Below are 24,799 nucleotides of genomic sequence, written 5' to 3'. Positions count from 1 at the left end.
GCGGTACGGAAGGGCAAATCCAACTTCCGGTATCGGAAACCTAAAAAATCAGGACTTCAGGATGGCAAAAATAGGAGTCTTCGTCTGCCACTGCGGTGAGAACATCGCTTCGGTCGTCGATACGGAAAAGCTGGTCAAGGAAATATCCGAACATCCCGGCGTCGCCGTAGCCACCGAGTACAAATATTTCTGCTCCGACCCCGGACAGGAAACCGTCAAACGCGCAATCAGGGAGAACAACCTGACCGGTGTCGTGGTGTCGGCCTGCTCCCCGAGGATGCACGAAACAACCTTCCGCAAAGCATGCGCTGAAGCGGGCCTCAACCCGTACATGCTCGAAATGGCCAACATCCGCGAGCACTGCTCCTGGGTGCACTCCGACAAGGAGGAGGCCACAAACAAGGCCATCGAAATCACCCGCTCGCTTGTCGAAAAGGTCAAACGCAACAATGACCTGAAACCGATTTCAGTACCGGTCACCCGCCGCGCGCTGGTCATCGGCGGCGGTATCGCGGGCATCCAGGCTGCGCTCGATATTGCCAGTGCCGGACGCGAGGTTGTGCTGGTTGAACGCGAGCCTTCGATCGGCGGTCACATGTCGCAGCTCTCCGAAACCTTTCCGACGCTGGACTGCTCGCAGTGCATTCTGACGCCACGAATGGTGGAGGCTATTCAGCACCCCAACATCAAGGTGCTCACCTACTCTGAGATTGAATCGGTTGACGGCTATATAGGCAACTTCAAGGTGAAGGTTCGCAAAAAGGCCCGCTACGTCGATATGGACAAGTGCACCGGTTGTGGCGACTGCATCCAGAAGTGCCCCGTCAAGAAAATTCCGAGCGAATTCGAGTGCGGACTTGGCAACCGAACGGCGATCTACACCCCGTTCGCCCAGGCCGTGCCGAACGTGCCGGTCATCGATACAACTCGCTGCACCTACTTCAAGAACGGCAAGTGCAAAATCTGCCAGAAGACCTGCCAGATCGAAAACTGCATCGACTTCGAGATGCAGGATACCTTCGAGGAGATCGAGGTTGGCGCTATCGTGGTAGCAACCGGGTTCCAGATTCAGGACACCACCCTTTACGGTGAATACGGCTACGGCAAATACAAGGACGTCATCACCGGCCTGAGCTTCGAGCGTCTCGCTTCGGCGAGCGGCCCGACCGGCGGGGTTATCAGGCGACCATCGGATGGCAAGATTCCCGATACGATCGTCTTTATCCAGTGCGCCGGATCGCGCGACCCGTCGAAAGGCGTCAAGTACTGCTCGAAAATCTGCTGCATGTACACGGCCAAGCACGCCATGCTGTACGCACACAAGAACCATGACGGCAAGAGCCAGATCTTCTACATGGACATCCGCGCTGCGGGCAAGGGCTACGACGAGTTCACCCGCCGCGCCATCGAGGAGGACGGAGCCGAATATCTGCGTGGCCGCGTCAGCAAACTTTACGAAGAGAACGGCAAGCTGATCGTGCGCGGCGTCGATTCGCTGCTTGGCAAGCCGGTCGAGGTGGCTGCCGACATGGTGGTGCTCGCCACGGCCATGGTGCCACAACCCGACGCCAAGGAGACCGCCAAAAAGATCGGTATCGGCTACGATGAGTACGGCTTCTACAACGAGGCGCACCTGAAGCTTCGCCCGGTCGAAACCGCCACGGCTGGCATTTACCTTTGCGGAGCATGCCAGTCGCCGAAGGATATTCCAGACTCGGTCGCCCAGGCATCCGCCGCCGCGGCCAAGGTGATCGGCCTCTTCAGTCGCGAGCAGCTCGAACGCGAGCCGGTGGTGGCATCGGTCAGCGATGCGACCTGCGCCGGATGCTTCGGCTGCGTCATGGCCTGCCCGTACAACGCCATCGACGTGCGCGACATCAACGACCGCAACGGCAACCTCATCAAACAGGTGGCCGACATCAATCCCGGACTCTGTCAGGGCTGCGGCACCTGCGTGACCTTCTGCCGCTCCAACAGCATCGATCTGGCCGGATTCACTGAAAAGCAGATTTTTGCAGAAGTCATGGCCCTCTGACGGGCCGTGACTCTGTTGAAGCACGCAACAGCAAACTGAACCAAAACCAAGCGACCGAATTCAGCCGATGAGCGAATCATTCGAACCGAAAATCGTGGCTTTTGTCTGCACCTACTGCACCTACGCTGGTGCTGACCTTGCAGGCACAAGCCGTCTGAAATACGCGCCGAACGTCAGGATCGTGCGCCTTCCCTGCACCGGACGCATCAGCCCGATGTTCATCCTCAAAGCCCTCCAGAAAGGAGCTGACTCCGTACTGGTCAGCGGCTGCCACCCCGGCGACTGCCACTTCGCGGCCGGAAACTACCATGCCCGCCGCCGCTGGACGGTGTTCCGCGCGCTGCTCGCCTTCACCGGCATTCCCGAAGAGCGCATCCGCTTCTCGTGGGTCAGCGCCGCCGAGGGAGCCAAGTTCGCCGATCTGATCAACGAGATCACCGAGGACACAAAAAAACTCGGCCCGTTCACGCAGTACCAGGAGCTGCAGAAAGTTATTGAAACCCAGTCTTCGTATTAAGGAACCATTCATGGGAATACAGGAACAATACAGAAGTGAAGCGGCATCGCTGCTCTCGTCAGGTGAAGTGAAGCTGGTGATCGGCTTCGGCCCCGGCACGACCGCCGACCGCCGTCGTGCACTGTTCGCCCGCACGGCTGAAGAGGCAGAAAAGCTGGTGCTCGACCCGGCATGTATCGCCAACCTCACGACCTATCTGGTCGCCGGAGGCTTGCTTTCGGACGGCAAGAAGGTCGCGATTTTTCTGAAACCGGACGCCATCCGAAGCCTCAACATCCTCATCTCCGAGTCGCAGGTCAAGCCCGAGCAGGTGGTGATCTTCGGCTACACCATCGAGAACAACGAAATCAAGGAGCTTCCGGGACACTCGATCGGCGATTTCGCCAATCTTGGCGAAAAGCTTCGTACCGCCACTGCGCCACCGTCTGTGCAGCAGGAGGCCGAGAAGCTCGAAGCGATGAGCCCCGCCGAGCGTTTCGAGTACTGGAAAGAGCAGTTCGCGAAATGCATCAAGTGCTACGCCTGCCGCCAGGCCTGCCCGATGTGCTACTGCCGCCGCTGCATTGTTGACGTCAACCAGCCGCAGTGGGTCAGCACCTCGTCGCACACCCTCGGCAACTTCGAGTGGAACCTCGTCAGGGCCTTCCACCTTGCAGGCCGCTGCGCCGCCTGCGGAGCCTGCGACCGCGCCTGCCCGGTGAACATCCCACTCAGGCTTATCAACTACCGCATGGGCAAAGAGGTCAAAGAGGCCTTCGACTATTACGCCGGTGAAAGCAGCGATCAGAATCCTGTGCTCGCAAGCTTCAGCCAGGACGATCCCGAGACCTTCATTCTTTAAGCATCCGGACAAGCATGACCAGAATACTTCTCAAGAATAAACTCGACGACTGCATTGCAGCCTGGCAGAAAGCCGGTTACAGCGTGCTCGCGCCGGTTCAGCGCCACGACATGAGCTCCTTTGACGAGGTGCAGAAGGGCTCCGACATGGCCCTCGACCTCATCCTGACGGAACGCACCATCAAAGATCAGTTCTTCCCGCAGACCGAACCGCTCATCAAGTACAACATCTCCAAAAAGGAGATCGCCTCCGAAACCATGACCCCGCCCGACAAGAAGCGCGTCTTCTTCGGCGTGCGCCCGTGCGACGCTTCGGGTCTGGCGATCGACGATCCCCTCTTTGGCTGGGACTACAAGGACGACTACTGGTTCAAGCGCCGCGAGAATTCGGTGATCATCTCCATCGCCTGCACCGAAGCGGATGACTTCTGCATGTGCACTTCGGTGAAGCTCTCGCCGGACAGCACCAAAGGCGCAGACGTGATGCTCCGCCCGCTGGCCAACGGCAACGGCTGGCAGGTCGACGCCGTCTCGGATCGAGGCACGGCGCTGCTCGAAAGCGTCTCATCGCTGCTTGAAGAAAGCTCGGACGAGGCTGCTCCCGTGCCCCAGGTTGCGGAAAAATTCGATGTCGAAAAGGTAATGGAGTGGCTCGGCGACAAGGAAAACTTCGAGAGCCAGTTCTGGAAAGACATCTCCATGCGCTGCATCGGCTGCGGCAGTTGCACCTTCCTCTGTCCCACCTGCCACTGCTTCGACATCCAGGACGAGGGCGACACCTACCAGGGCATCCGCCGCAAGAACTGGGACAGCTGCTCCTTCGCGCTCTTCACCATGCACACCTCCGGCCACAACCCGAGGAACGCGCAATCGACCCGCTGGCGTCAGCGCATCATGCACAAGTTCAATTACTACCGTGGCAAATTCGGCGTCAACAGTTGCAGCGGCTGCGGCCGGTGCACCCGCCAGTGCCCGGTGGACATGGGTATTACTGAAACTCTGCAAGCGATTACAAATTTACCGAGGTGACACAAGACCGATACCACACCAACGACATGATCTACACCCCGTTCCCGATGCGGGTTGTATCGAAGCGTGTCGAGGCCCCCGGCGTCAACACGCTCAAACTTGAATTCGTCAATCAGGAAGATCACGAGTTCTTCAAGGCAAACTACCATACCGGCATGTTCGGTCTGTACGGCATCTACGGCGAAGGCGAAAGCACCTTCTGCGTCGCCAGCCCGGAGACCCGCAAGGACTACATCGAATGCACCTTCCGGCAGTCTGGCCGCGTGACCACCACGCTCGCCAACACCGACGAGGGAGACATCGTAACCTTCCGCGGTCCATACGGCAACCGCTTCCCGATCGAGCAGTTCGAAGGCAAAAACCTGCTCTTCATCGCCGGTGGCATCGCCCTTCCTCCGACCCGCAGCGTCATCTGGTCGTGCCTCGACCAGCGTGAGAAGTACAAGGACGTGACGATTGTGTACGGCGCAAGAACCGTAGCTGACCTCGTGTACAAGCACGAGCTTGAGGAGTGGAAACAGCGCGACGATGTCAACCTGGTGCTCACGGTCGATCCCGGAGGCGAAACCCCCGACTGGCACGACCACGTCGGCTTCGTGCCCACCGTGCTCGAACAGGCTGCCCCGTCGCCAGAAAACACCATCGCCGTCCTCTGTGGCCCGCCGATCATGATCAAGTTCACGCTCGCAGCGCTCGAAAAGCTCGGTTTCACGGCAGAAAATGTGTACACGACACTGGAGAACCGGATGAAATGCGGCGTAGGCAAATGCGGCCGCTGCAACGTCGGCTCGGTTTACATCTGCAAAGAAGGCCCGGTCTTCACCGCCGCCGAAGTGCAGGCAATGCCACAGGCTGATTTGTGATGGACGGCGTGGATTGACACGGACACAAAAAAAAGGGAGCATTTTCGCTCCCTTTTTTATTCTCCGTTTTTCCCGCAATATTGTCCACTCCGTCCGTGCATCTTTGTAAGGGCGACCGGCCGGTCGCCCTTACAAAGATGGCAAAAAAGATGAGTCATAATAACGGCATCAGCGTTGGCGAAATCTGCAGGACGTTGAAAATTTGACGGGCAACTTACTATCTGTTTTTGAAGATCTGTGATTAATGGTTCAGAACGAGAAAAAATTACTTTTTTAGCGGTGCCCTTTCGGAAAAAAAATAAAAAAATTTTGGCAAAGTGCTTATTTTTATTAAAATACGTCAAGGCATTAGTTTGGCCGAGTACATATTAGTATTGGTTATAAACATTACCCTTAATGCCATGATTCCTTGGAAAAAACATATTTAGTATTCCTTTTGCAACGACAAGAGTATTCTTTTTTTATTTCCGAGAGTATTACTCTTTTTACTTTTTGATATGTTATTTAAATTAATATCAAAAAGTGTTCCGCGAATATAATGATCAACAAAAAAGTGCGTTTTTTGATTACGGATTTTAAGAGTGAAGAATTATAAATACAAAAAATACAGGTATGAAAAAGAGCATTATAGTTATCACCCTTTTGTCATATTTGGTATCAATGTCCGGCTGTACTGCTACTAATCAGGCAGGAGCTCCAGATTCTGGCAAGACTGCAGTTAAGACCGGCGCTGCAGCTGGCTTAGGGGGCTTTTTGGCTAGTTATTTAGCAACTGGTGACGTTAATAAAGCGTTGAGGACTGGAATTAAGGCTGCTGCTGCAGGTTTAATCGTCGGATATATAGTTGGAGAGATTAGGGCGCGTGAGTATAAGTCTTCGGCCCAGATTTACAGGGAGAAGCCAGTGCTTGCAAAGCCATCTTCGGCCAGCATGCCTCCACGTGTAACAAGTATAGTCCCTACTATTACCGACACCAACAATCGACCGCTAAGGGTGCTCAGAGGAGGGCAGCAAGTGTGGCTTGGAACAAAGTATCAGTTGGAAATTCCGAAATATAGTAATCTCAGTGCGGTTGATGTTGTTGAGATCAACATACTTACTGATCCAGATGGCTTGACAACTCGGACAAATGATATGAAACGAACGATGAGAAGGCAGTGTGGCGGTGTCGATGCAGGTATTCAGTTTACGCTTCCAAGAAACGCTAAAGAGGGTATTTACACGCACACGGCAATAGTTCAGATTGAAGGCAGAGAGCCATACAAGGTACAGCGTAAAATCCAGGTTGTGAAAGTTGATGGCGTTATGAATTTTTACGCCGTTAACTAAAGACGCAGAGGTTTGAAATCAACCATTATTATCCTTTTATAGCTGATGTTGTGGAGATTCAAGGAGACAATCTGGGTGCAGGATGAGCTTAAAAAGAGATTCACCATACAAAGCATTTTTGGAAAGAATTGTGATCCCGTTCAGGTTGCGCCTATCGAACTTCTGGTGGGCGCAAAGCTTCATCCAGATAACGGCCTTGATTGCGCCAGACAGAAATATCCTCCTGAGTTCCAGTATTGTCCTTTTTGTCAGGCAAAATTAATCAGTCTCGAAGAGGAGCCTTGCAATCTCTGGCTACCTCCTTACGGAGATGGCACTGGCCTGAAAATCATGCAGGGCCCTGATGTCAGCCATCATCCTCATACTATCAAGGACGTTTGCATATCCAAAGATCATCAGGCAAAGCTTTTCCCGTTGCCAGGAAGGGACGGGATTTTTGCTTTCTGTTCACTGAAACTCGGCGCCAAACAGCGCATGCTTCTTGCGCTGCAGCGTGACTTGGGGCTGCTGTGGGTGTATCGAAACCATGAAGAAAAACGATGGAGCCGCATTCCTGCCAGCGTCGGCAAAGATTCGCTTCCAGGTTGGTCATGGTCAATGGCAACTGACAAAGCTGAATCGGGGCTGTGCCTGCCAACAGATGACGGACCGTTATGGGTTACGTTTGACTGGCCATCGAACAGTATCCAGGTCAGTCGAAATGTGGGCAGATCGATCGGGGGCCCCATCCGGATCGCAGAGTATATTTTTGCGCCTGTTGAGAAGGATGGCTGTTTCGCCATGGCTTACAAAAAAGAAGGAGAATCAGAATGGCTTGATTGTCCTTCGGTGTCAGACCGTGTCGAGGTCATGACGCAGTTGACGCAACGTGCTGACCAGCAGGCTTATCTCGGTATTCCCTATCTCCATGCGGCAAAAAAGACCGCGTACTGGTCATGCCGTGGTGGTTACGTGAGCGTCATCGTCGATGAATTTTCATCGAGCGTTCAGTGGAAGTTCAGGGCTTGGGAAACTGATGAATATCCTGCAACGGCACTGATCGAGCTTGGACCTCCGTATCGCACGAATGGCTTGAAAGGGGGGTTCTGGCAACTGTGTAAAGATAAAGACAAAGAAGTTAGAGACGGCGAGATCTACAAAATTATCAAAATCGATGGTGACGAAGTTGTCGATTCCCAGAAGATCGAGTTTGGCGAGTTTGTTACCACTGGCCGAAGCAGTTTTTCATGGGTCGATGATTACTGGAATGATATCAACGGTCTTAATACGAACACGCGCCCTCAGGAAGAGTTGAGATATCCGCTTTTGCAATTCGGCGAAAACGGGATGGTTTTGTTAGCGAAGGTGGATCAATGGGCAGGCCGCGATGCATTGGGAGCCTTCAGCGAGCATTTCTATAAAACGGATTTACCAGTGAGTACGAGAGTCAGGTTGGTGCTGGAAGGTGCCGGAGTGCCTGAGCGACCACTTTTTGCAGAAGAGCTTTCCGGTTCGGTCAAAACTGAAAAAGGTAGCTCCTTCAGGATCAGTCTTGCGCATCTGCCTGAAATACGCGCATTTATCTATAACAAGATGCTCTACGTGCATTTTCCTGAAAATAATCATTGCTTTTCCTGGCCAATCGAGATAACGGAGAAATAATCGTGGGTGCTATCCGTAACATATCCAGGCTGTCTTTGATACTGGTTCTTGCATCGATATCACGACCTGTACAGCTGATGGCCAAAACGCCAGTCAAGCAGATATACCTGATACAGAATTCGGGCTGGATGCTACCATTTTACGAGGATCGCTCATCCAAGTTTAAAGAACTCGGCATAGTGATTGCTGAAAGAATTGCCAAATACGGCCAAACCGATCAGGTTGTGGCGAGTTTCAATCAGAGCATCCAGGATAATAAGTCTCCAAAAATGGTTTATCACGGAAGCGATCAGAACAAGGTTAATGCGGCAATACAATCGATCATGCCGGTTCGCAAGCCTGGTAAAACGACCTATGCTGATACGGATTTCAAGGAAGCTATCGTCGGAGCGATCACGCAGTACTCCGCTGGTCAACCCTGTATTTTGTGGATTATCACGAACAATAAAAACAGTCCGGACAATAGCCCTGAGACAATTGAGAAAAACAAGGAGTTTTATGCATTTCTGCAAAATTCCGATCAAATCAAAAGAATAGTCGCATTTCCCTATCAAATGGCGGTAAAAGGGGTTACGGGAAATTATACTGCCAATGGCCTGATGATCTACGCAATGGCCTACGGCGACGATGCCGACCAACTTTTGCAGAAAATGCTTAAAGGCAATGTTCCGTTCGGAGCAAGGGTGGCTCGACTCAAGCCGCTGAACGCCGACGCCGTGACCTTCATGCCACTCAGGGTTCAGGGAGGCAAAGGTGTCAAGGCCAGTATTGTTGGGAATAAAACACTAATGCTTAGCTTTAATGCGGCACGACGGCCTGAAGCAGCCCGGATTATCGGGCAGTTGCGAAACGATTTTTATCCATACGATATTCAATCCGCCAAAGTTGCTATATCATCTGGGTTAAACCACGATAACAACGGGATCGAAACAAAAAACGATGTGATCGACAAATTGGCTATCAAGGCAGGCGATGTATCCCCTCAACTGACAGTAACTATATCAGTACCGCCGATACCATCTATATGGAGCCCAAATGTGATTTTCAAATCCGGCTACACAACGACAGGCAAGATAAAATTCGAAGTGTCAGATCAGAAACTTGCCATTTCAAAAGGATTTATCAAGCAGATGTCAGAGTTGTTTCCGGGAGACCCTTTGCCGGATATCTTCAGCCCTGGCGAAAGTTCAAGAAATTCTCTGACCGAGCAATCTGTCTTGGTGAAGGTTTTCTATCCTTCATGGCCGCTATTCGTTTTTGGGGGTATCATCTTTATAGCTCTTGGCGGTGCTGTTTTCGGAATGATGATGTTGCAGGGAGAAACGGTTTACAAGGTCTCAGTCGACGGTGTTCAGAAGAACTTTGCCCTGAAAATGTTTCACGAACAGGTCATCAATGACGCGAACGGGAAACGGGTCGGAATGCTGAAGCGCGGCATCGGACAGCCGCAAATCATCAAAGACAAGGATGCCAATTGTACCATACGGTTAATGTGATTTTTTACTTAAAACAGCAAAACAATACAAAAAGAGTATACCTATGGAAGACAAGAACGCATCGGTACTGCCTCCGGTGAAATCGGGGCAGGATAGTTCGGAGCTTGGAAGTTTACAAGAAATTTCAGGCGACATCGAGGCGCTGACCGGCCCGAGCACCAAAGAGGTGCTCATGGGGGTCGGGTTGCTCCTGATCCTGTCTGTTGTGTTTTTTTTCATCCGAAACGCTTTTGTTGGATATCTGGTAGGCCCCGCCATGAAGCGCTCTCCGAATAATGCTGCTATGGCTGGCTGGGGACTGTTCGGTGGGCTGTTTTTTGCATCTGCCATTTTGTGCGTCGCTCTTTTCGGAAAGATTTTTCTGACCATGTTTGTGGTCATTCCGTTATCAATAGCAATGATTCTTTGTTTCGTACTTGCAGTCGTTATGTCTGCCAAAAAGTGAAATATCTGCTTGAATCTTTAAAAGAGAATCGAATATGGTAGAAGAGTTGAAAGTTGGCAAAAAGACGGAGGTAACTCTTACGGAGGTTGTCCCGACACTGTTCATCGCACTTGGTGGCACTGGAGCTCAGGTCTTATGGCGCATAAGACGGCGTATCATCAATAATCTGTGGGGCTCAGGAACCGGTCAGGCTGTCAGGATAGATAATCTGACCGAATTCCCGTTTGCGGAATTCCTGCAGATCGACCTGAGCGCGTTCGAGACGGAACAGGGAAAAGCGGAGAAAAACGATATCCTGTCGAACAAAATAAAATTCAAAGAGTCAGAACGCCTGGTTAAAAAGCTTGACCTCAATCAGTACATAAAAAGCGAGGAGGCTCTTGACTGTTATCCGCTGATACGCGAATGGTTTCCGCTGTCGAGAAAAACCATAAACGAACTCAATATCGATCCTGAGAAGGGTGCTGGTCAGATACGGGCGCTTTCAAGACTGTTTTTCTTTGATAAATATCAAGAGATCAAAGGGGCTATCAGAACTAAATGTGACTCTCTTCTTGACAATGTCAAGTCAGGAACAGCCCAGAAGCGACTGGGTCTGAATGTCCAGACGGGTGCATTGAAAATCGTTGTGGTGGCGTCTACAGCTGGTGGAACCGGATCGGGAAGTTTTCTTGATCTTGGATATCTCTCAACCATCATCGGGAACGATGTAGCCAATCAGGGGGTAACGACCAATCTTGTGCTGCTGCTGCCATCCGGCTACAAGGGGGCGGGCCTGACCCGTACTGAGGCGAATACCTATGCGGCACTCATGGAACTGGAAACCTGCATGCGTCAGGGATCTCGCTATATCAAACAATGGGCCGCAGGCGAGGTGCCCCGGAACATGCCCAATTCACCGTATAGCGACGTCTATCTGATTGATACGACAAATCTTGCCGGAGCCAAGACCGGTGAAGTCATGGATCTCTATGATATGGTGGCCGATACCCTTTTCGAGGATTATTCGACCTCGGTATTTGCCAATCGGAAACGCTCAGTATCGGTCAACCAGAATCAGTACAAAATCATACCATATGAGATGCTGTTGCCGAGGGAGACCTATGGCGATATGAGCATCACATTTTCCCGTGCCTATTCAACGTTTGGGCAGGCAATCATCGATACGCAGCTTGAGCAGAAAAAGAATGTTGTATTGTACCGTCAGGTCAACGGAATGCTTAAGGCATTTTTTGGCATAGCACTCGACGATCCGAAAAGCAACATGCCAACCGATGGCGAACGAGATGAACTGCTGGCTTCGAGAATGCATCTTTCGGTGGAAAACGAAATTATCGATTACGATTTTTCACTCAAGAACGAAATGTACAGAAAGGGGATAGAGCGAACATCATATCCCATCGTAAACGAGCTTTTGAGGGTCAATGGCATATCACGATTCGATGATATCGAAAAGAGAATCGCGGATCGTTTCGAGGAGATACGCGTAGGCGGTAATTACAAGGGATGGGCTGAAAAAATTTCAGAGGCCATTACCAACATCAATCACGACACCTTCAAGGATGTCGAGACTGGCAGCGGATTGCATGTAGACGCTATCCAGAAGAGAAGAAGAGAGCTGTTGGCCGAACTGCTCGATCCGAATCGGGAGCATGGTCTGATCAAGGCGCTGTGGATGCGCGTTGACAACAAGGAGCGGGGAGGACTTGATTATACCATAGAGCTAATCGGCAGGATCAAGGACAGGCTGGAGAACGCCAACACAGGTCTTGTCAGGGTTCTTGAAGAGAACGCAAACTGGTTTCAGGATCTTTCGGGATTTTTACAAAAAGATGAAACGCGTAATCTGCAAGACCACCTCCAGCAAGCAAGAGGACAGCTGTTTGGAGCGCAGTCTCAATCCGAGATGAAGCTCAAGCAAATATCCGATGCCGTCAGACTCTACGTTCGGTACCACCTCTATGCTGCCGCCAGCAGGGAAGCAGCAAGACTCATTCATGATCTTTCGGAGGCGCTCGGCAAGCAGCAGGGTACCGATGAAAATGGCGAACCGGTTTGGAGCGGCTTTATCGGTGAGCTGCAAGAGGGTCGGGGTCTGGTTAACGCTATCATAGAAAGTGCTGAAGAGCAGATCGCGCTGACAAACGAGGCGATGAAACAGAATCACGCCATGTATTTCGTTCTTCCCGCTCCGAAGAGCCAGATCGATGAACTGGAGTTGCTTCCGCCAAGCCAGGCCCGTCAGTGGGCGGAAGAAGCATTTGAAGATTTCGGCGGCACTCAGGAGCTATTTAAAATGCTCAAAGATGAAGATGGGCGTTCCGAACTCTTGGGAAAGCTGAGGAACCGTGCCTTGGATCTTATCGGCGACGATGAAATGCAGGATGAAGAGAATCCGTTGTTTGCCGCCTTGGATCAGCATCAGAATCTGTCAATGCTTTTTTCTGACTTTTTTCAGCGTGCCATGCCCTGGATTGCGGCTAAAGTTGACGGATATCTGAAACCGCAGAATCCTAACGATCAGTACAAATGCTTCATCGGCGTGAAAGACTCTTCGAAATTCAGGGAGAAATACGGAGAGCAACTCTTGAGCAAGTTGCCTACTGTTACGATGATGACCAGAAAAGAGGTTGGATTCGTCGAAATAGACGCGCCAGGAAAGCTGATCTGTTATACCGAACTTTCCGGGCTCCCCATTCCGTCGATCAAGTCGCTTGACCAATGGTATGTCAGTTACAGAAGCGAGGATAAAATACCGGTGCATACACATCGGATCACCAGTACGTTTGTCCATGCGAGAGAGTTGACTCTGGATGAACTGGCTAACCGTGCTGAAGATTTCAAATTGTTTGTGCTTGCCGTAGCTCTCGGCGTGTTGAGAAGAACGGAAAACGGTGCGGACGCGGGTTTGTACAGCGTGTCGAAAAAGGGAAGGACCCAGGCGATCGGAGATGAGAAAAAGCTGCGGCTTATGGGAATACCGGACGCTTACCGTTCCATCATTACGGAGCAGGTGTCCCTGGATATCGAGAAGCTCTCATCTCTGGAGCAACTGGCGATGCTTGTCGCACTGCTCGACTATTATGTGAACTTTGTCTATCCTGTGGCAACGCTCAGGCTTGATGGTACCGATGTTGATAAAAAACAGTTTCCGACATTGATTTGTGAAAAACTTGTCGAGGAGTGGGCTGGCCGTCTGGAGGCCAAGGCGGGAAGCGCGAACGCCGAACGCCTTCGCCGGGAAGCGAGCGACAAGCTGAATGAATGGACTGCAGAGCTGCCCGGTTCGGTCAAAGACGTTTATGAATACGAGGTGAACTTCAGGGAATGCATGGCAAAAAAAGTGCTTCAACTGGATGTTTTTGATGATGGCTGGTCTTTTACTGGTCGGAAACAGGAAGCCGAACCTGAAATACAGGTGAGCAAACCGGAACCCATACGGCCGCAGCTCTGTTTTCATGTTGCTGTGGACGGCCATGCGGCAGGCCCGTTCATGGAAGAAAAATTGCTCCAGATGATCAGTATGGGCCAGTTGACAGAAACGACCAAGGTCTGGAAGAAAGGTATGCCGAGCTGGTTGACTGCCAGTGAAGTACCCGAGTTATCAGTATTTTTTGAAACGCCTCCGGCACTCAATGACGGTCCGCCTCTGCTGGACTGAGGGGAGAGCAGCGAGGCCGGATCAGACCTGCGTATGAACTGATGCAGTCCGATCCGGCTTCGCTGCGTGAAATTCAGGTGTTGCGCCAGGAAAGACAAAAATCAGTATTTGCAGTTACACGTGCATAATCCTGTAATGATGATATTTCATGCTGTTGAAAAACGATTTTCCCTTCAACTGTAAGCACTGTGGCCAAACTATTTCCGGCCCTGTGAAATATTGCCCTTTCTGTGGAGAGCTACAGGAGATTATAGCAGCGCCTCCTGTACTACCGGCTGAGCCCCCGCAGCCTAAGCGGCCTCAGCGGCCTCAGCCCTCAGAAGAAGTATCTGAACCTAAAGTTACACCCTCTATACCTGAGGTTGTGTCATCAAGGCCTGAGCTTATACCTCAAAATCAAGAGTTGAACTCTTCGGAATTGGAGATAAATCTACCGGAGTATGAAACGGCAGAAGCTCATAAACACGAAGATGATAGTTGGAAGAATAAAGAGGGCCAGAAGCCTGTACCGCCGCCGCTCTCACCATTCGTACGCAATGCTGGCATTGCTGTCGCTATGATTATTGGCCTCCTTTTTGTTAAAAGTCTTTTTACAGACAAACAGCCAACGCCACTAGACCCGGTTCCGGTACCTCCATCTGCCGTAGAACCAGCTCCTTCTGCACCACCGGCAGAAGTGGCGCCTCCTGCACCTGTTAAAGAACAACCAGCGGTTTTTGTAACATCACCGCCATACTCACCGCCTTCAATCGAGATAAAGCCAGATAATTCCACAGAATTGCAACGGCAGCAAAAGATCGACAATGCTATCTCTGAAGGGATTTCATCCTACAAGAGAAAACGATACGAGCAATCAAAAGCACATATGAGAGATGCTTTAACGCTTGACCCCGGTAATCAGGTTGCTCAGAGTTACATCGATCAGAGTAATGATGCGTTAAGAAGAATTAACGAATATGTACGAACAGGCATTGCCTACTATAACAAAGGTCAGCTTGAGCTGACTATTGAAAAAATGAATGAGGCGCTCCGGCTTGATCCCGGCAACAATACAGCTAGGCAGTATCTGGCAATGGCCGAAAACCGTCAAAGAGAGAGAGACCGCGAGTTTGAGCATCCAGTAACTGGGGAAGTCAGGTGAGCCGGAATGGTGCTGGTCTGAAAGCAAACAAGCCGCTTCATATTCTGCGCATGAGCGAATTTGTTGTATTTGATGGGCGGGTGTAAAACCCGCCCCTACGAACTCACGCCAACGCCAACTCGCAGAACCGGCCTGGCTGGTGGAAATCGGGCTTGCCTTCGTCGCACCACCACGGGAACAGGCCGTAGCGCCCGCCTCCGAGGCTAGCAGCGCATTGCAGGTGCAAGGAACCATCACGAATAAAGGGTTCGAGCATTTCGTAACTGAGCTCCATGCCGAAGCCTTGGTCACCAGCAAACGGCTGCACCTTGCCTAGCCACAGCGCTTCCGAAGGCGTTTCGTGCCCGGCGGCGCGGTGGCGCGGGGCGTCGAAACGAAGCGCTACCCAGTGGCCTTCGGGCGTTAACTCGAATTCGAGATAGCCTTCCCCATCTCTACCACCAATGAAAAGCTCCGAGACGCTGAATGCCCACAAGCGATCAACGAATGCGCCTGCCGGAGCATCGGGTCGAAGCGGAAAAGCTGTGCCGCTCTCGTCGCGAGTCGTCCAGCGGATAAAGGGTTTTTCGGGCGCACGCCGAGCCTCTTCGAGCGACGCAAGCTGCTCGACCCTCACTGTGATGCCGAACGGAAATTCCGCATCGGTACAAGCGTAACCGAGCATCGGACCGTGGAGGAGCGTTCGGGGGAACACCGCCGCCCCGAAATCCGGAAAGCGCAAGAGGCCAGTCCAGCCGTAACCGGGGCGTGATGGCTCTGGCGTCGAGGCGATGCCGCACTGGTCGAGCAACGCCATCTCGAAAAGGCCGGCGCAGTGCAATTCGAGGTCGAGATTAGCTCCAACCTGCTCCCTGGCGGCGGTGCGCATGGCTGCGGCAAGGCGAAGTACATCGACAGCTTTCGCGCCGCCGGTGTTGAAGATGAAGTTGGCGTGGTGCTCGCTAACCTGCGCCCCAGCCTCGCGCCGCCGCCTGAAGCCGAGAGCGTCGAAAATCTGCCCGCTCGGCTGTCCGGCTTCATAGCTGTTCTTGAAGGTCGAGCCGCAGCTTGGATAATCAAACTGGTGCTTCGCCTCGCGGTCATCCGAATACTCCTGCATTCGCCTTCCGATCGCCTCTGGATCGTCCTCGCTGTCGAATTCGAGCAGCGCTCCGACGACGATCTCGGGACTCTGCATCAGGCTGGTGTGCTTGTAACCGAGAAACACCTCGCAGCCTTCCCGAAAGCAAACCGTACCGTCAAGCCCGACCGTCACCACACTCCGGGTTACAGCAGAAACTTCTTGACCGTAGCAACGCCCGTTCATGCGCACCGTGGCGCCAATGGTGCCTGGAAGCCGGTAAAGCCACTCTCCATCTGTTCTCCCCGCCTGCTGGAGCCGCAGGGCGACATCACTATTCTCAGCCCCCGCTTCGCAGAAAAAGAGGCTTTCTGAAAGCTGGATGATGCGCTTCATCGATTCAAGCAAAATCACCGCTCCCGGAAAATGCTCATCCGAAAAAAGCATGTTGGTGCCCTTTCCTGCAATGATCACCGGAATCGCATGCTGACGGCACTGCGCAAGAGCGGCGGCAAGTTCCGCAACGGTTCGAGGCAAAAGCAGCCATCTGGCCTCTCCGCCGATCGCGTAGTAGCCTACCGTCGAAAGATCAACATGTTCACGGAACGGGCAGGCAAATGGAGCGGTGTTCATAAGGCCTGAATACTTGGGAGGATTGGCGCAATCGACAACAAAGTCAAAGGTAGGAACGATTCAGACAAAAAGGAAAAGGACGCCGGAACCAACAGAAGGATGTGCAGTTACACATCCCTCGTTGTTGCCTTCGGTGTCCCTGAAATCTCTAAGCCAGTATACGTTTGTTACTGCGGCTGCTGGTTCTTGGTGAGAATGCCATCGCTAACCATTTTGTCGATCATCTTGCCGAACTGGTCGTGAACACGGATAAGAGCAGGCAACGACATGGCAAGTGTTGCGTTCGGGCGAACATTGGGCTCTTTGTCTTTTTCGACCGAGGTGACATTCACAAGATCGACGCGAACAACGCCATCGACAAGAAGCATGTTGGCGATTCCATCAGCGTAAATGGTCTGCATATGGTAGTTCCTCCGGATAAATGGTGGGTTAATAATCTGTTGTCAGTAAAAGCCGGGTGATAATATACATAAAGTCATCTATTGTGACCTACAAGTCAGAAAAATCACACGAAAAAGTACCTGCAAACGGCTGGTTACGACCCGATCCACCCTTTTCGGATGAACCATTTGACCAGTTCGATGACCGGCACCACGGTCAACGCACCGCCAAGCACAATCAGCCAGTCTGAAAACGGCATCATGAAGGTGCCGAAGGGCGCGGCGAGCGCGGGCACGTAGATGATGGCGAAAAGAACGGCCAGCTCCCAGACAATAGCCAGGTTGAGCCAGCGGTTCGAGAAGAGATTCGTGAACACATGCTCTCGTTCAGAGCGGAAGTTATAGGCCTTGAAAAACTGGATAAGCACCAGAGAGACGAAGGTCATCGTCATCGCTTCGTCGAGGCTGCGGCCCGAGTGACGCGCCCATTGGAACAAAAGCAGGTTCACAGCAGTTGACCAGATGCCGCCGGCCAGCATCAGGGCCATCACCGTGCGGGTGAAGATACCGCGCTTCTGGTCATTCGGCGGGCGCCGCATGATGTCGTGGTCGGCAGGATCGACGGCAAGCGCCAGTGCCGGAAGGCCGTCGGTAGCGAGGTTGACGTAGAGAATCTGCACGGCGGTCAAGGGCAGCGGCAGACCGAACAGCGTCGCTCCGGCCATGAGGCCCAGCTCGCCGATGTTGGAGGAAAGCAGGTAGGTGAGGTACTTTTTGATGTTGTCGTAGATGCCTCGTCCCTCCTCGATGGCCGACACGATGGTGGCGAAGTTGTCGTCGAGCAGCGTCATGGCCGAGGCCTCGCGCGAAACGTCGGTGCCCGCAATGCCCATCGAAATGCCGATATCGGCCCGTTTGAGCGCTGGCGCATCGTTGACGCCATCGCCAGTCATGGCCACCACTTCGCCACGCTGCTGCAACGCCTGCACGAGACGGAGCTTGTGTTCGGGCGAGACTCTGGCGAAGACCGCCACGCTTCCGGCAGCCTGGCTGAGCGCTTCGTCATCCATCGCTTCGAGCTCCGCGCCAGTCACCACCTTATCGTTCCGCAGGATGCCCAATTCGCGTGCTACGGCCTGCGCGGTGACAGGATGGTCGCCGGTAATCATGACCGGTCGGATACCGGCTGCGATGCAGCGTTCGACTGCTTCTGCGGCCTCGCTGCGCGGCGGATCGATCATGCCGAACAAGCCGAGAAAGGTCAGGCCATCCGAAAAGTCGCTGATGGACGCATTCTCTTTGCGCGCAACAGCCAGCACACGAAGCGCCTCCTGTCCCATCGAATCAGCTTGCCGGACAGCCTCTTCCCTCACCGTTGAATCGAATGGCTTGAGCTCTCCTGAAGCATCGAGATAATCGGAGCATGAGGGCAGAATCACCTCCGGAGCGCCCTTCACCACAGCAAACGTCGAGCCGCCGAAACGATGCACGGTCACCATACGCTTCGTTGCCGAATCGAACGGCTCCTCGTCGATGCGCGGGTAACGCTGCTGGAGCGCGGCTTCGTCGAGACCAGCCTTGCGGGCGGCCACGATCAGCGCCGCTTCGGTCGGGTCTCCAGTGATGCCCCACTCCCCTTTCTCCGATTCTTCAAGATGTGAGTCATTGCACAACACGCCCGCTTCGAGCAACGCATTGAACGGATGAGCAAGCGAGCCATCGCCAATCTCGGAAGTGATGGCACCTTCGGGCTTGTACCCCGATCCGCTCACCGTCGCAGAAATCGCACCAGCATAGAGGCGACGGACGGTCATTTCGTCGCGGGTCAGCGTGCCGGTTTTATCCGAGCAGATGACGGTGGTGCTGCCGAGCGTTTCAACCGCAGGCAGGCGGCGCATGAGCGCGTTACGTTTAACCATGCGCTGCACGCCGAGAGCGAGCGAGATGGTGACCACGGCGGGAAGCGCTTCGGGCACCACGGCCACGGCGAGCGCAATGCCGAAGATGAGGATTTCGATGAACGGCTGGCCCCGGAAAATGCCGAGCGCAACGATGAGCGCAACGATCACCAATGCAGCGCGCGCCAGTGACGCGCCTACCTTGTCGAGGTTTTTCTGAAGCGGCGTCTTTTCGACCTTCACCTGCGAAAGCATTCCGGCGATGCGCCCGAACTCGGTCTGCATCCCGGTTGCGGTCACCACGGCAAGCCCACGGCCGTACACCACCGAAGTTCCGGAAAAAACCATGTTGCGCCGATCGCCGACCGAGGTCTGGGGCGACAACATGGCAGACGCCTCCTTTTCAGCCGGCAGGGACTCGCCGGTCAGCGCTGCCTCGTCGGTGCGGAGGTTCACCGCCTCGACGAGGCGAGCGTCGGCAGGAATGCGGTCGCCAGTCGCCAGCACCACAATGTCGCCCGGAACCACCTCCTGCGAAGGGATCAGCTTTTCAACCCCATCCCGGATGACGCGCGACGCCGGAGCAGCCATGCGACGCAACGCCTCGATGGACTTTTCGGCCCGATACTCCTGAATGAACCCGAGCAGTACGGCGAACAGCACAATCACCGCGATAGCGATCGCTTCGATGCCGTGGCCGAGAAATGCGGAGAGAACCGTGGCGACAAGGAGGGTGATAATCAGCACGTTGGCGAACTGCTGCACGAGCAGCTTCCAGGGGCTGACCGGTGGTGCGGTATCGAGCTGATTGAAACCGTACTGCTCCAGCTTTCTGGAGGCCTCCTCTTCGGAGAGGCCGCGGGGAGAGGTGTTGAACTGTTTGAGAACAGCCTCGACGGAAATGCTGTGGGCAGCTTCGGGCATAAGAAAAAGGCGATTGAGCGGGCGGCTGTCGTTAAACTGACAGCCGCCATTTTTGTGCAAACTCTATCGCTTCAACCGTTGGAACGCTACAGCCGTTCCCGTGAGCATCAGCTAGGAAAATGGACGTAGCCGTCAGGGAACTGCCTCAGGCTGACGCCACTGGTTCCCGGCTTTTCCTTGTTGAGCCACTGCATCAGGCTGCCGTTTTTCCAGGTATCAAATGAGCAGTTCGCAGGATCTTTGCCGGCAACGAAGCCGATGTACTGATCGAGCAGTTCATTGCTGAAACGGTACTCCTCCTGCTTGGCCGTGTAGGGGGTAACCGACGGATCGCACAGGCTCTTCTTGTCGGCCTGCGTGCAGAGATCATTGTGGTGGGCGAGATAACCGCAATGGCTTCCCCGCTCCACCATGCAGGTCGCAGCCCATGAATTGCTGCTACCGTAGGCCATCTGGGCGTACTGGCTGGTGCTTCTGTCAGCAACATCGATCCAGGCCGGAGGATCGGAGTTTTTCGGATCGAGGCATGCACTGTCGCAAGCGCCCGTCACCATCAGATTGGGCATGGCCACGCTCGCCAGATGCTCACGGTAGGGCTTCATGCCAGGAGCAAGGTACGGTACGGTCTTGCCTCCTGCGCCATCGACCGGCGAAAGCTGAAGCAGACCGATCGGACGCGCCCGGCTCGATTCATCCCACTTCGACATCGGAAGCGTGTGATCGGGCGTCACCTCACGGTTGTAGAAAACGGGATCGAACGGCATCAGGTTCCGGGCTCCGATCTCCTGCAAGGCATCGAACCCGGTCGCAGCAACCTGCGCATGAGCACCGCCAACCGAATGGCCCGCAAAGATGACCCGGTTGAGCATACTGTTGTTGCTGGAGGCATCTGCACGCAGGAACCGCGCTTTCATGACCGATTCGTGATCGTCGTACTTGTGCGTCGCGCCGTACTTGATGAGGTACGATGCGGCCGCATACGCCGCCTGCCCGACGCGCGGATTTCCGCCGAGATTGGTCCAGGGCATCATGTCGAACTGCAAATGGGCGGTGGTCACAAAGCCCAAGGCCCAGTTGTTGTTGATAGCCGCCTGCGAGTAGTTGTAGTACCAGGAGGGATTGACCTGAAAAAGCGGCGTATCCTGATTAGTAAGCTTGCTGATGAACTGCTTCGGATAAAATAACAGGTCGGTACCGATCAGAAACCCATGGTTGAACATCACTAGCCCGTCGGCCTGCATGTTGTTCGGATAGAACACTTCGATGACAATTTCCGTGAAAAACGGGAGCTTGTCGGAATGCTGCAACCAGAGGTAAAGCCTTTTGAAATCGTAATTGCCTATCTGAATCGGATACATGAACCGACCTCCTGTTTAAGCGCGACTGCACGCGCATGATTGGAAAGTATAACCGAACGGACCAAATGGCCTCAGTGCCATACGCCGCCACCGCAATAGCCACCGCGCTTGTTACGCTCGTCAAGCAGCACCTGGCAGAACCACCCACCCTCATGGCCAAGCGCTCCGGGAGGCATGTTCGATTTTGCATGATCGAGTTCCTCCTCGGTAAACTCGAATCCTGCCTTTTTGATAAGCTCCATTCTTGACTTCAGGAGATCGTCCACAAGCTGAAGACGCAGTTCATCGTCTGCCATAATTTTGTCAAGGAATGCTCTGGCTGAAGAAAGTGACATGATGAATGAGGAATAATTAACTGAAGAATCAGGGGAACAATACACTATTAACACTAAATATGAACAATCGGCGGACAGGAAACAATGGAAAGTTGACAATTGGCAATGGATCGTTGATCATGCCGCAGGCGACTCATTTGACACGACAACGTAACCGCCTCCTCTTCAAACTATCAACTGTCAACTATCCATTATCAACTGCTTACAGTCTTGCGCCGCCGGAAATTTCGAGGATCTGGCCGGTAATGAACGCCGCATCGTCCGAAGCGAAAAAGAGTGCCGCTCTGGCCACATCATCGGGCGTAGCGATCCGGCCTAATGGATAGCGTTCTGCTGACGCTTTGGCGAGAGCTGCCCACCGTTCCGGGCCAAGTGCGCGAACAAAGACCTCCACCTCGACCAGAGCGGGCGCAAGCGCATTGGCTGTGATATTATGCGCCCCAAGCGTCAGGGCAAGCGAGCGGGTGAACGAGAAGATCCCCCCTTTCGAGGCTGCGTAACTGAACTGGCCCGGGCTCCCGCGATACACCAGCGAGCTCATATTGACGATCCGGCCATAAGATTGCGGCTTCATGATTTTAACCGCTTCACGGCAACAGAGCATGGTGGATTTCAGATTGAGCTCGAAATTCTTCATGGCAAGTTCTGGATCGATCTCCTCGACGGGCGCACCCGGCTGGCAATCCCCCCGGCTATATTGACCAGAATATCCAAGCGTCCGTACTCACGCCGAACCTCCTCGAACAACCCGACGACCTCGGGTTCGGAAGTCAGATCGGCAGGATAACAACGAGCCTTTCCGCCCAGCCCGACAATCTCATCAAGCATGCGGTGACAACCGTCGCCGTCGATATCCACCATCACCACCGTTGCGCCCTCACGAGCGAAGCAGCGCGCCGTGGCGCTGCCGATTCCCCCTGCCGCCCCGGTCACGATGGCGACCTTGCCTTCCAGTCTCATAGCTTGAATGAAATAATGGTTAGCGGGTTTTTGCGGGCAAGTCTGGTTACGTTACCGGAATCACCCGTTTCTGACTTGCCGATCCGGCGAACAGTTTAAAGCCCATAAGGCTGGTCATGGACTGCACCGCAGAGTTGAAGCGGCCGATAAACAGATCGAGCTCGTTGACCTGAAACTGCTCGTCGAGGGCAACCTCGTTCATGAATTCAACAAACTGCTCATGGCGCATCGATCCTATTCTGGACGACCACGAGCGGCCGGAAATCCGAAACGCGCAGAGCGCTTCGTCGATCATCCAGAGATTGCCGAGCCGCAACAACTGTACCCAGAAATCGAGATCGGTAGTATACGGAATGCGTGCGCTATAGCCGTTGGTCGAAGCGATCAGGCTGGATGGATAGAGCCCGCAGACCGGCTCGCCGATGATATTAGTGCCTGTACGCACCATTTTTCTGACAACATCCGAAGGGCTTTTCAGGCCATCATCGAGGAAACTGACTTTGTTGATGAGCGGGTTGCCCTCATGGTCGATGATGGTTCGCGACGACGAGACCAGGCTCACCTTCTCCTGACCCGAAAGCTCGTAGGCTGCACACTGCTTTTCAAGGCACTCCGGGAACAGCAGATCGTCCGCGCAGAGCAGCTTGACGTACCGCCCCCGCACATCGCTGATTGAGCGGTTCCAGTTAGCCTCCGGGCCAAGGTTTTTCTCGCTGGTAAAAACGCTGATCCGACGGTCGTCGTAAGACTGAGCTATCTCAAGCGAACGGTCGGTCGAATGATCGTCATAGATCAGCAGTTCGAAATCGGGCATCGTCTGCGCAAGAACAGACTCGATCGTTTCTGCGATATAGCGCTCATTGTTGTACATCGGTATGGTGACCGTAACCAGCGGCGAAGCGCTTCGTACCATAAAAAATCCTCCTTCTGCAAAACATCGCTACCTCGTTGGCAACTACTCTTCGGTGAATCGGGCGGCATGTTCATCAGCCCAGGCCCTGGTGGCTTTCTTTCCATTATCGAGCACCGTTTCCGGCGAAACAATCGCCCCGTCAAATTTTGAGCGGCTGGTATTGGCAAGCCACAAATTCGCCCCCCGGAGATCGGCCTGGCGGAAATCGACCTGCTGGAGATTGGCCGAACGCAGGTCAGCGCCCCGGAGATTGGCGCCGCGAAAATCGGCTTCATCCAGATCGGTGCGCTTGAAGGACGCCTTTTCCAGATCAGCCTCATGCAGATCGGCATAGGCCAGTACCCGGTTGGCAAGCGGCGCTTCCCGGAGCATAACCTTGAGGCTCGGTTGCTCTTCCCTCATCCGGTTCCATTTCGTGACATTCGATTTGAGCTGCTCGTACTGATCGGCGTCATAAGCAATCGATTCAGGATCGGGTCGCCATGCGCGAAGCGGCTTGAGCGTGGCGGCAAGCGGCTGCTCTGGCGACATGCCTTGCGGCGCTGGCTTCCCGGCGAGAGGTGCTGATGCTGGAGCTGTTGCCGACGAGCCTGCCATTTCTTTCGATGAGGCTGCAACGGAAGAAGTGGCGGCTTTGTTCGGCGCTGCAACCGGTTTTGAAACCGGCATGAACACGACGCCGTGCTCGGCAGCCCACTTCACTGAACCGGGCTTACCGTTCGGCAGCACGGTTTCGTCGGAAATCAGCGCCCCGTTGAAATTGACCCCGCTGGTGCTCGCCAGCCAGAAATTGGCTGCCCGGAGGTCGGCATGGCTGAGGTCGGCATGTTCCATTCTCGACTCACGAAGATCGGCTCCGCGAAGATCGGCCCCCGCGAATCGAGCGCCGGTCAACTCGGAGCGCCGAAGCACGCTCGAAGGCATCTTTGCCCGGCTGAAATCGGCCTCCGCTGCCGAAGCGCGTTCAAAGGATGCACCTGAAAGATCGGCTCCCGCCATTCTGCTTCCCCCCAGATACGCCTCGTCCAGCATCGCGCCGTGCAGATCAGCGTCGCTGAAATCGGAACCACCTAAATCGGACTGGCTCAGATCAGCTCCGACAAGCTTGGCCTTGCTGAGATCGACCTCGCGCAAACGACGACCTTTCAGCTTCGCCTCGGAAAGATCAACCGGCACAGACGGCTGAGCCTTTCGCATCTCGTTCCACTCGGAGCTGCCCTCGCGCAGCACAGCTTCCTGCCGGGCATCGGCAGCGCAAACCGGCTGCGGGCTGCTGGTCAGCACGAGTGTCGCAGAAGCGGCAAGGACAAGGGAACGGTAACGTGACGGTGTCATCGGAGG

20 protein-coding genes are annotated in these 24,799 nt (G+C 53.9%); 11 read left to right on the top strand and 9 right to left on the bottom strand.

The genetic code is table 11. The features are described from left to right. The first annotated feature begins 61 nt into the window (after positions 1–61). The 11 genes from CPAR_RS04840 to CPAR_RS10975 all read left to right on the top strand — a co-directional run bounded on the left by CPAR_RS04840 (position 62) and on the right by CPAR_RS10975 (position 14,997). Positions 62–2,035: a CoB--CoM heterodisulfide reductase iron-sulfur subunit A family protein gene (locus tag CPAR_RS04840; protein ID WP_012502191.1), complete on the top strand. Its 1,974-nt coding sequence runs from the start codon at positions 62–64 to the stop codon at positions 2,033–2,035. A 67-nt stretch (positions 2,036–2,102) separates the two neighbouring features. Beyond that, positions 2,103–2,552, top strand: coding sequence for a hydrogenase iron-sulfur subunit (locus CPAR_RS04835; RefSeq protein WP_012502190.1), 450 nt, complete (start codon positions 2,103–2,105; stop codon positions 2,550–2,552). A 10-nt stretch (positions 2,553–2,562) separates the two neighbouring features. Next, positions 2,563–3,393 carry a 4Fe-4S dicluster domain-containing protein gene (locus CPAR_RS04830; protein WP_012502189.1) on the top strand — a complete coding sequence of 277 codons (831 nt, stop codon included), beginning with the start codon at positions 2,563–2,565 and terminating at the stop codon, positions 3,391–3,393. Between the two features lie 14 nt (positions 3,394–3,407). After that, positions 3,408–4,421, top strand: coding sequence for a 4Fe-4S dicluster domain-containing protein (locus CPAR_RS04825; RefSeq protein WP_012502188.1), 1,014 nt, complete (start codon positions 3,408–3,410; stop codon positions 4,419–4,421). Between the two features lie 26 nt (positions 4,422–4,447). Beyond that, positions 4,448–5,284, top strand: a complete 837-nt coding sequence (locus tag CPAR_RS04820) for an FAD/NAD(P)-binding protein (protein ID WP_012502187.1) — start codon at positions 4,448–4,450, stop codon at positions 5,282–5,284. A gap of 612 nt (positions 5,285–5,896) precedes the next feature. After that, positions 5,897–6,613, top strand: coding sequence for a hypothetical protein (locus CPAR_RS04815; RefSeq protein WP_012502186.1), 717 nt, complete (start codon positions 5,897–5,899; stop codon positions 6,611–6,613). 75 nt (positions 6,614–6,688) lie between these two features. Continuing rightward, on the top strand, positions 6,689–8,254 hold the full coding sequence (locus CPAR_RS04810) for a hypothetical protein (RefSeq protein ID WP_156773372.1): 1,566 nt from the start codon (positions 6,689–6,691) through the stop codon (positions 8,252–8,254). A 77-nt stretch (positions 8,255–8,331) separates the two neighbouring features. Beyond that, positions 8,332–9,750 carry a hypothetical protein gene (locus CPAR_RS04805; RefSeq protein WP_012502184.1) on the top strand — a complete coding sequence of 473 codons (1,419 nt, stop codon included), beginning with the start codon at positions 8,332–8,334 and terminating at the stop codon, positions 9,748–9,750. 43 nt (positions 9,751–9,793) lie between these two features. Further along, a complete protein-coding gene (locus CPAR_RS10615) occupies positions 9,794–10,195 on the top strand; it encodes a hypothetical protein (RefSeq protein ID WP_012502183.1) in 402 nt (133 codons plus the stop codon). Between the two features lie 34 nt (positions 10,196–10,229). Continuing rightward, entirely contained in the window at positions 10,230–13,856 is a 3,627-nt protein-coding gene (locus CPAR_RS04795; protein ID WP_012502182.1) for a tubulin-like doman-containing protein, read from the top strand. A 364-nt stretch (positions 13,857–14,220) separates the two neighbouring features. After that, entirely contained in the window at positions 14,221–14,997 is a 777-nt protein-coding gene (locus CPAR_RS10975; RefSeq protein WP_198002636.1) for a tetratricopeptide repeat protein, read from the top strand. 103 nt (positions 14,998–15,100) lie between these two features. On the opposite strand, the gene murB is transcribed toward CPAR_RS10975, so the two are convergent. The 9 genes from murB to CPAR_RS04750 all read right to left on the bottom strand — a co-directional run bounded on the left by murB (position 15,101) and on the right by CPAR_RS04750 (position 24,793). Then, positions 15,101–16,690 (bottom strand): UDP-N-acetylmuramate dehydrogenase, encoded by a 1,590-nt coding sequence (gene murB, locus CPAR_RS04785; RefSeq protein ID WP_012502180.1) that lies wholly within the window; start codon positions 16,688–16,690, stop codon positions 15,101–15,103. A 167-nt stretch (positions 16,691–16,857) separates the two neighbouring features. Then, positions 16,858–17,091, bottom strand: a complete 234-nt coding sequence (locus tag CPAR_RS04780) for a hypothetical protein (RefSeq protein ID WP_012502179.1) — start codon at positions 17,089–17,091, stop codon at positions 16,858–16,860. Positions 17,092–17,225: 134 nt separating this feature from the next. Next, positions 17,226–19,892: a cation-translocating P-type ATPase gene (locus tag CPAR_RS04775; protein ID WP_012502178.1), complete on the bottom strand. Its 2,667-nt coding sequence runs from the start codon at positions 19,890–19,892 to the stop codon at positions 17,226–17,228. Between the two features lie 107 nt (positions 19,893–19,999). Next, positions 20,000–21,250, bottom strand: a complete 1,251-nt coding sequence (locus CPAR_RS04770) for a hypothetical protein (RefSeq protein WP_012502177.1) — start codon at positions 21,248–21,250, stop codon at positions 20,000–20,002. Positions 21,251–21,321: 71 nt separating this feature from the next. Further along, complete coding sequence (locus tag CPAR_RS04765) at positions 21,322–21,585, bottom strand: Nif11-like leader peptide family natural product precursor (protein WP_012502176.1); 264 nt, start codon at positions 21,583–21,585, stop codon at positions 21,322–21,324. A 202-nt stretch (positions 21,586–21,787) separates the two neighbouring features. After that, complete coding sequence (locus CPAR_RS11375) at positions 21,788–22,222, bottom strand: SDR family NAD(P)-dependent oxidoreductase (protein ID WP_332130388.1); 435 nt, start codon at positions 22,220–22,222, stop codon at positions 21,788–21,790. Further along, positions 22,219–22,545, bottom strand: coding sequence for an SDR family NAD(P)-dependent oxidoreductase (locus CPAR_RS11370; protein ID WP_332130387.1), 327 nt, complete (start codon positions 22,543–22,545; stop codon positions 22,219–22,221). The genes CPAR_RS11375 and CPAR_RS11370 overlap by 4 nt, the downstream gene beginning before the upstream one ends. Before the next feature lie 46 nt (positions 22,546–22,591). Next, positions 22,592–23,458, bottom strand: coding sequence for a glycosyltransferase family 2 protein (locus CPAR_RS04755; RefSeq protein WP_012502175.1), 867 nt, complete (start codon positions 23,456–23,458; stop codon positions 22,592–22,594). Between the two features lie 42 nt (positions 23,459–23,500). After that, positions 23,501–24,793 (bottom strand): pentapeptide repeat-containing protein, encoded by a 1,293-nt coding sequence (locus tag CPAR_RS04750; RefSeq protein WP_012502174.1) that lies wholly within the window; start codon positions 24,791–24,793, stop codon positions 23,501–23,503. Positions 24,794–24,799 lie beyond the last annotated feature (6 nt).

It is taken from the genome of Chlorobaculum parvum NCIB 8327 (genome assembly GCF_000020505.1).
In the GTDB taxonomy this organism is placed as follows: domain Bacteria; phylum Bacteroidota; class Chlorobiia; order Chlorobiales; family Chlorobiaceae; genus Chlorobaculum; species Chlorobaculum parvum_A.
Note: the sequence above shows the minus strand (reverse complement) of the source record. Positions and strands in the feature narration are given on the sequence as shown.